Raw genomic sequence first — 6,764 nt, 5'->3', positions numbered from 1 at the left:
TGATCAACGGCGCGATGCCGTAGGTGCCGAGCTTGCTCGGCACACGGCCCTGATGCGTGGAGCAAGCTCCACGCCTACGGGTACACGGGATTCACGGTCATGGGAATCAACCATCCATCTACAATTCCCGGATGACCGATAGCGCCTCCCTCGACGCCTTCCTCGACAAATGGCGCGCGCAATGGCCGGAATGGGCCGTGGCCGAAGCCTTCGTGCCGCAGGCGCAGCGCGAACGTGCGCAGGCATGGTTTGCACTGCGCGATGAACTGATGGAAGCCGCTTGGGGCGGCGATGACCCCACGCCTGGCGCGGCCAAGCTGCTCTGGTGGGAAGAAGAACTGGCCGGCTGGTCGCGCGGCGCGCGCCGGCATCCGCTGGGGCTGGCCTTGCAGAAGGTGCCTGCACACTGGGACGTGCTGGCTGCCAGCCTGCCTGCCCTGCGCGCCAGCCGTGGCACGGGCAGGGTTGCCGATGCCCATGCGCAGGCGCTTACCGCCATCGAAGCGGATTTGTTTGCGGATGGTGGCCGTATCACACGCATCCACGCAGCACTGGAGCATGCCCGGCAGCAGCGGACTGCCGCCGGCAAGCCGCTGCCGTTGCCGCGTTTTTCGACCTTGTTCACGGCCTGGCGCGCAGCGCGCGGGTGATCGTGTTGCGCGGGCGCTCACGCCCGTCCGGCTACAATGCCGCGATGCACAACAGCGCTTCCCCCGCCGCCTTGCCCGATGTCGCCTTTGATGCGGTGGCGCTGGCTCGTCCGCTGGACTGGGTGGGCATGGACGCCATTGTCCTGCCGATCCGCCTGCCGGGTGCGGACGGACACGAATTGCAGGTGCCGGCAAGCGTCGATGTCGCGGTCGATCTGCGCGACGCCGCCGCGCGCGGCATCCACATGTCGCGCCTGTACCTGCTGTTGCAGCAGTCGCTGGCAAGCGAAGCGCTGACCGCGCCGGCGTTGCGCCGCCTGCTGGACGCCTGCATCGCCTCGCAGGATGGCCTGTCCACCCGCGCGCGCCTGCGCCTGCGCTACGAACAGCTATTGCTGCGCAAGGCACTGCGCAGCGACAACGCCGGCTGGAAGCGTTACCCGGTCGAAGTCGAAGCCGAACTGCGCGACGGCCATCTGCATCTGGCGATGGCGTTCTCCATCGAATACTCCAGCACCTGTCCCGCATCGGCGGCGCTGTCGCGGCAGGTCAACGCGCGCCGCTTCGCCGAGGATTTCGCCGGCGTGCGCCCGCTGTCCTGTGATGCGGTGCGCGACTGGCTGGAATCCGGACGCGGCCTTGCCGCCACCCCGCACGCGCAGCGCAGCCGCGCCGAGGTGCGCGTCGAACTGAAACCCTGCTTCGACGAACTGCCGCTTGCGGCACTGGTCGATGCGCTGGAAACCGCGCTGGGCACGCCGGTACAGACCGCAGTCAAGCGCGAGGACGAGCAGGCCTTCGCCGAAGCCAATGCCGCCAACCTGATGTTCTGCGAGGATGCCGCCCGCCGCGTGGCTGCCATGCTGGCTTCAGATGCCCGCGTGTCCGCATGGCATGCGCGCGTGGCGCATTTCGAGAGCCTGCATCCGCATGATGCGGTGGCGACGGTGTCGGGCAGGAATCCCTGATTTTCTCCTTCCCCTTCAAGGGGAAGGTCGGGATGGGGATGGTGTTGTATGTGGCATCGCCAGCGAACCCCATCCCCACCCAACCCTCCCCTTGAAGGGGAGGGCTTGAGAGCGTTCTTGGATGCTCTGCCAAGTCTTACTGGCTGACTGTCGCATCTGCCTGATGCTTCATTTGCACCGCATGCGCCCACAGCGCATCGAAGATGTCGAAATAGCTTCCGCTTTCTTCGTCAGCCATCGAGGTATTCGTAAACAGGATCACGCCGATTTGCTTGCCGGGGTCTGCCAGCATCATGGTTCGGACGCCCGGATCGGAGCCGTTGTGTCCAATCCGGGTCACGTCGAACTTGGTCGCCCAGAAGATGCCGGAATTGACGGAATCCTCTCCCTGCAGGTTCACGTTTTCCGGCTTGTTCGCATCCGTGTACTGGAAGCGGAGCATCTCATCGACGGATTTTTTGTCGAGGATGCGCGCCCCTTCATACGCGCCATCATTCAAGAGTGCCGCGAAGAATCTTGCCAGGTCGGAAACCGAGGTGCGCACGCCACCTTCCGGGTAGGTCGTGATCTCGTACAGGGGAATCGGAATGCGCAGGCCGTGAGCCACGTAAAGCCGCGCATGCTTGCCGGGCGGAATCTCGGACAGGAACCAGCCTGAGTTGCGCATCTGCAGGGGGTTGAAGATGTGACGCCTGGTATAGGTGTTCAGCTTTTCACCGACGACAAGCTCAACGATGTAGCCCGCCAGTCCAGCGCCAATGTTCGAGTATTCGCGGCGCGTGCCCGGTTTGGCATCGAGGAAGTTTTCGCGCGCGTAATGCTTGCCACTTCCGACCAGATAGCTCTTCAGGAACTCCCCCAAGGGTTCCGGGGCGTCATCCCCGAAGTGGTACACGGTTTCAGAGACAGCCGGCCTGTCCACGATGCCGGAGGTGTGCGTTGCCAGTTGCCGCAGCGTAATGGGCGCATCGGGGCAGTGCGGGTTGATGACCTTGAATGGCAGATAGGCATTGATGTCCCGGTCAAGGGACAGCTTGCCTTCCTGTACGGCACGCATCAGTGCGACGCCCGTGAACGTCTTGCTGATCGACCCGATGTTCATGATCGTGTCAGGCGTAAACGCGATGCCATGCTGCTTGTCGGCGTCGCCATACCCGCCTGTCCAGGCAATCTTGCCGTTGACGATGATCGCCGCGCCCACACCGACCAAGCCGCCTGCTTGCATGTGTTGCTCGATGGCCGCATCAAGCGTGGCGTTGGTATCCGTAGCTCGCGTTTGCGCGGGTTCTGCCGCTTGCGTATTCCCGAAAGCAGCGATGGCGAACATGACGACGGTTGCGGCGAGTGTTTGCTTGAAGTGCATCTGTTCCCTCGATTTGCGGGCTGACATCCGGGTAACTCGTCGGTGGGTTGAAACCCCACCCGCTAGCGTTCGAGCACCAGTAGCGGATCGATCCGCACGTCGAACCAGTTCATGCCCCAGTGCAGGTGCGGGCCGGTGGCGCGCCCGGTGGCGCCAACGGCGGCGATCACGTCGCCCTGTTTCACCACGTCGCCCAGCTTCACGTCGATGCGTGACAGGTGCAGGAAATTGCTGCTGATGCCGTGGCCGTGATCCAGCACCAGCGTGCCGCCGGTGAGGTAGAGGTTGGGCGCGGCGAAACTCACCACGCCGTCCGCCGGTGCCTTCACCGGTGTGTCGGTGGGTGCCGCGATGTCCATGCCGGAATGCGGCGACTTCGGCGTGCCGTTGTAGACGCGCTGGTTGCCGAAGCGCCCGCTGATGCGGCCCTGCACCGGCCAGATGAATTGCTGGGTGAAGCCGGTGCGGGCGTCGTCACGGATGCGCGCGGCGCTGACCTGTGTCTGCTCGCGTTCGATGCGCTCGGCGATGGCTTTTGGCGGATTGACCGTGGCCGGCGGCACGCCGTTGATCCTTTCGATGGGCCAGTCGCGCGGGGTGACCTTGATGCGATGTTCGATCCAGCCGGTAGCCGGTTGCCTGATCCGCAGCACCGCTTCGCCTTCGGCATCGCGCCCGATGCCGAATACGAAGCTGCCGTAGGGCGTAACCCGCAATATGCGGCCCGCGTATTCGACCGTCGCTGCCGGATGGGTCACGCCCAGCACCATCGAACCTTGCTGCACCGAGGCGGGCAGGCGCGTGGCGCGCATGGGAATTGCGCCGTCGCCACCGATGACGGGTTTGTCGCTGACGGTGGCGGAGTTCGACGGCGCTGTCTGTGCAGCGGCGCAGGCGGCAAGCAACAGTGCCGTCATTCCGGCAAAAGCGACCCACGATGACGAGCGAAAAACCCTCATCGATCGAAACTCAACCGCTGGCCCTGCGGCGTACCGACCAGTTTTTCGCCATCCCACGCCAGCACGCCGTTGACCCAGGTGGATGCAATCCGCGAGCGGAAGCTCATGCCTTCGAACGGCGACCAGCCGCATTTGCCCAGCACGTTTTCGCGCTGCACGGTGAATGGCGTGTCGTCGATCAGGACAAGATCGGCGGCATAGCCTTCGCGCAGATAGCCACGGCCTTCGACATCGAACAACTGCGCCGGCGCATGCGCGAATTTCTGCACGACTTGCGCTGTTGTCAGGTGGCCTTCATGCACCAGTTCCAGCGCGGCGTTCAGCGCGAACTGCACCAGCGGCAGGCCGCTGGGCGCGGCGGCATACGGCTTGCCTTTTTCCTCCAGCGTGTGCGGCGCGTGGTCGGTGGCGAGCACGTCCAGCAGGTCGTCCGCGAGTGCAGTGATGATCGCCTCGCGGTCGGCCTCGTCCTTGATCGCCGGGTTGCATTTGATGAGGTTGCCAAGCCGCTCGTAGTCGGGGCGGGCGAAGCGGGTGAAATGCACGCAGGTCTCGGCGGTGATGCGCTTGCGGCTGCCATCGGCACGGATCAGCGGGCCTTGTTCGAACAGCGCCAGTTCGTCGGCGGTGCTGATGTGCAGGACGTGCAGGCGGGTGCCGTGGCGGCGTGCCAGTTCCATCGCCAGCCGGGTCGATTTGATGCAGGCCTCGCGGCTGCGGATGTCCGGGTGCATGCGCGGCAACAACCCGTCATCGCCGTACTTCGCCCGGTATTCGGCGAAATTGGCGTCGATCATGGGGGTGTCTTCACAGTGGGTGATGATCGGCGTGGGCGCTTCGCGGAAGATCGCGTCCAGCGTGGCCGGATCGTCCACCAGCATGTTGCCGGTCGATGCGCCCATGAACACCTTGACGCCCGGTGTGGCTTTCGGGTCCAGCCTGCGGATCGCTTCCAGGTTGTCGTTGCTGGCACCGTGATAGAAGCCGAAATTGCCCCATGCGCGCCCGGCGGCGCGCTGGTACTTGTCTGCAAGTGCCACGCTGTCCAGCGTCGGCGGGTTGGTATTGGGCATGTCCATGAAGCTGGTCAGCCCGCCGGCCACCGCTGCGGCGGATTCGGTGGCGATGTCGCCCTTGTGGGTCAGCCCCGGTTCGCGGAAATGCACCTGGTCATCGATCATCCCCGGCAGCAGCCGTCGGCCTGCGGCATCGATCACGGTTTCGCCGGGGTTTGCGGCCAGTCCGCTGCCGATGGCCTCGATGCGGCCATCCTTGAAGCGCAGGTCGCCGTCGAACTCGCGGCCTTCGTTGACCAGCCGGGCATTCACGATCAGGGTGGAAGTCATGTCGATGTCCTATGCGGGCGGCACGGGGTCGTGCCCGCCGGGGTGCAGGGGGTGGCAGCGCGCAAGCCGGCGGGCCGCAAGCCAGCTGCCCTTGAACGCGCCAAAGCGGTCGATCGCTTCCATCGCGTATTCCGAACAGGTGGGTGCGAACCGGCAGCGGGTGCCGAGCATGGGGCTGATCCAGCGCTTGTAGAAGCGCAGCAGCGCGATGAAAAGTCGGTCGATCACGGGGTTTGCATGCGGCCTTGTGCGGTACTGCGCGGTTGCCGCTGCCTCCCCGGCAGGGTATAACAGCGCGCTTTCCCGTCTCAAGGGAAGATCCGAGGAAGTTCAGGACGTGGCAGCAAAGAAACCCGCGAAAAAGGTCGCCAAGCCGGCCAAGAAGGTCGCCCCGGCGAAAAAGCCGGCCCCCGCCAAGAAGCCGGCTGCCAAGCCGGTGAAGAAGGCGGCTCCGGCGAAGAAGGCTGCGCCTGCGAAGAAGCCCGCCCCCGCCAGGAAGCCGGTTGCCAAGCCGGTGAAGAAGGCGGCTCCGGCCAAGAAGGCCGTGCCTGCGAAGAAGCCGGCCCCGGTCAAGAAGGCTGCGCCTGCGAAGAAGCCGGTTCCGGCCAAGAAGGCCGTGCCTGCCAAGAAGCCAGCCCCGGCTCAGAAGGCTGCGCCTGCGAAGCAGCCGGCCCCCGTCAAGAAGGCTGTACCCGCCGCCAAGCCGGCCCCGGTCAAGGCGCCTGAAAAGAAAGTTCCTGAGAAGAAGGTGGCCCCGGCCCCAGTCAAGGCTCCGGAGAAGCAGGCTGCACCTCCGGCTCCGGCCAAGGCTGCGGACAAGAAGGCACCCGAAAAGAAGACGGCTCCGGCACCTGCGCCTGCACCGGTCAGGCCGGTCAGCTCTGCTGCGCCGGTGGCCCCGCGCAAGCCCGGCAAGGTCGCGGTGGCGGTGGTCGGCAAGCGTCCGGAAACCCCGGCCCCGAAGGGCAAGGTCAAGGTCGTGCCTTACAAGACCGACGAGGCCACCGGTCGCCCGATCCTGCCCGCCGGCTACAAGCCGAGTGCGGATGAGGAATACATGAGCCCGCTGCAGCTGGAGTATTTCCGCCAGAAGCTGCTGGCCCGCCGCGAGGAACTCGTCGAGGAATCGCGCCAGACCATCGAGAACCTCAAGGAAGAAGTCCGCGACGTTGGCGACGAAGCCGAGCGCGCCAGCCGCGAGACCGAAAACGCGCTGGAACTGCGTACACGCGACCGCTACCGCAAGCTCATCAACAAGATCGAGAGCATCATCCGCCGCGTCGATGAAGGTGACTACGGTTACTGCGTTGATACCGGCGAGGAAATCGGCCTGGATCGCCTTGAGGCGCGTCCGCAGGCCGAGCGCACGATTGATGCGCAGGAGCGTTGGGAGCACCTGCAGAAGCAGATGGGCGACTGAGATCTTGTCTGTCATTCCGGCGAAAGCCGGAAGGACGAGCAAACAAACCCCGCTTCGG

6 protein-coding genes and 1 pseudogene are annotated in these 6,764 nt (G+C 65.0%); 3 read left to right on the top strand and 4 right to left on the bottom strand.

The window, feature by feature from the left end; genetic code table 11:
- Positions 1–131 precede the first annotated feature (131 nt).
- Both QM612_RS00920 and folE2 read left to right on the top strand, forming a co-directional pair.
- Entirely contained in the window at positions 132–650 is a 519-nt protein-coding gene (locus QM612_RS00920; RefSeq protein WP_415252016.1) for a phytoene/squalene synthase family protein, read from the top strand.
- 44 nt (positions 651–694) lie between these two features.
- Positions 695–1,618 (top strand): GTP cyclohydrolase FolE2, encoded by a 924-nt coding sequence (gene folE2, locus QM612_RS00915; RefSeq protein ID WP_415252015.1) that lies wholly within the window; start codon positions 695–697, stop codon positions 1,616–1,618.
- A 136-nt stretch (positions 1,619–1,754) separates the two neighbouring features.
- Here folE2 and QM612_RS00910 read toward each other — a convergent pair whose 3' ends face one another.
- The 4 genes and pseudogenes from QM612_RS00910 to yidD all read right to left on the bottom strand — a co-directional run bounded on the left by QM612_RS00910 (position 1,755) and on the right by yidD (position 5,514).
- Entirely contained in the window at positions 1,755–2,981 is a 1,227-nt protein-coding gene (locus QM612_RS00910; protein ID WP_415252014.1) for a serine hydrolase domain-containing protein, read from the bottom strand.
- 62 nt (positions 2,982–3,043) lie between these two features.
- Positions 3,044–3,775: pseudogene (locus tag QM612_RS00905) on the bottom strand (M23 family metallopeptidase); the annotation flags it as partial.
- 161 nt (positions 3,776–3,936) lie between these two features.
- Positions 3,937–5,286: a dihydroorotase gene (locus QM612_RS00900; protein WP_415252013.1), complete on the bottom strand. Its 1,350-nt coding sequence runs from the start codon at positions 5,284–5,286 to the stop codon at positions 3,937–3,939.
- Positions 5,287–5,295: 9 nt separating this feature from the next.
- The gene (gene yidD / locus QM612_RS00895) at positions 5,296–5,514 is read right to left on the bottom strand and encodes a membrane protein insertion efficiency factor YidD (RefSeq protein ID WP_415252012.1); all 219 of its coding nucleotides are present in this window, start codon (positions 5,512–5,514) and stop codon (positions 5,296–5,298) included.
- A 109-nt stretch (positions 5,515–5,623) separates the two neighbouring features.
- Here yidD and dksA point away from each other — a divergent pair, with 109 nt between their 5' ends.
- Positions 5,624–6,706 (top strand): RNA polymerase-binding protein DksA, encoded by a 1,083-nt coding sequence (gene dksA / locus QM612_RS00890; protein ID WP_415252011.1) that lies wholly within the window; start codon positions 5,624–5,626, stop codon positions 6,704–6,706.
- Positions 6,707–6,764: the final 58 nt, after the last annotated feature.

Source organism: Thermomonas sp. (genome assembly GCF_047606765.1).
Classification (GTDB): Bacteria; Pseudomonadota; Gammaproteobacteria; order Xanthomonadales; family Xanthomonadaceae; genus Thermomonas.
Note: the sequence above shows the minus strand (reverse complement) of the source record. Positions and strands in the feature narration are given on the sequence as shown.

Bases quoted from the DNA above. Each gene is read 5' to 3' on its own strand.
- QM612_RS00920 (WP_415252016.1), top strand. From the start codon at position 132: ATGACCGATAGCGCCTCCCTCGACGCCTTCCTCGACAAATGGCGCGCG.
- QM612_RS00900 (WP_415252013.1), bottom strand. From the start codon at position 5,286: ATGACTTCCACCCTGATCGTGAATGCCCGGCTGGTCAACGAAGGCCGC.
- folE2 (WP_415252015.1), top strand. From the start codon at position 695: ATGCACAACAGCGCTTCCCCCGCCGCCTTGCCCGATGTCGCCTTTGAT.
- QM612_RS00910 (WP_415252014.1), bottom strand. From the start codon at position 2,981: ATGCACTTCAAGCAAACACTCGCCGCAACCGTCGTCATGTTCGCCATC.